Source organism: Salifodinibacter halophilus (genome assembly GCA_012999515.1).
In the GTDB taxonomy this organism is placed as follows: Bacteria; Pseudomonadota; Gammaproteobacteria; order Nevskiales; family Salinisphaeraceae; genus Salifodinibacter; species Salifodinibacter halophilus.
Window position 1 is genome coordinate 1 of sequence record JABEEB010000131.1, and the last position, 301, is coordinate 301.

The window sequence follows — 301 nt, forward strand, 5'->3', positions numbered from 1 at the left end:
CGCGCGGCGCTGGCTGAAGTTACTGTGCCCACGCTGTACTTGCGCGCCACTGCCGACCGGCTGGTATCGCACGACAGTTGGGACGAGATCCGCCGCGCACGGCCGCAAACCGAATGCATCGCCCTGGACGCACCGCATTTCCTGCTGCAGGCGCGCGCCGGTGAGGCCGCGGCGCAGATCGCGCGCTGGCTCGATCGCTGCTGAAGCGCGCGGCGTGGGCTGAGCGAAAGGCGTCGGGCCTGAAGGCCCTCCCACAACAGAAAGGCAGCCGATGCGACATGTGGGAGGGACTTCAGCCCCG

General features: G+C 69.1%; 1 protein-coding gene. It reads left to right on the plus strand.

Annotation, left to right across the window (positions count from 1 at the left end; genetic code table 11):
* Positions 1-204: alpha/beta hydrolase (locus tag HKX41_11010; protein NNC24660.1), on the plus strand; the 204-nt coding region annotated here is incomplete at its 5' end.
* Positions 205-301 lie beyond the last annotated feature (97 nt).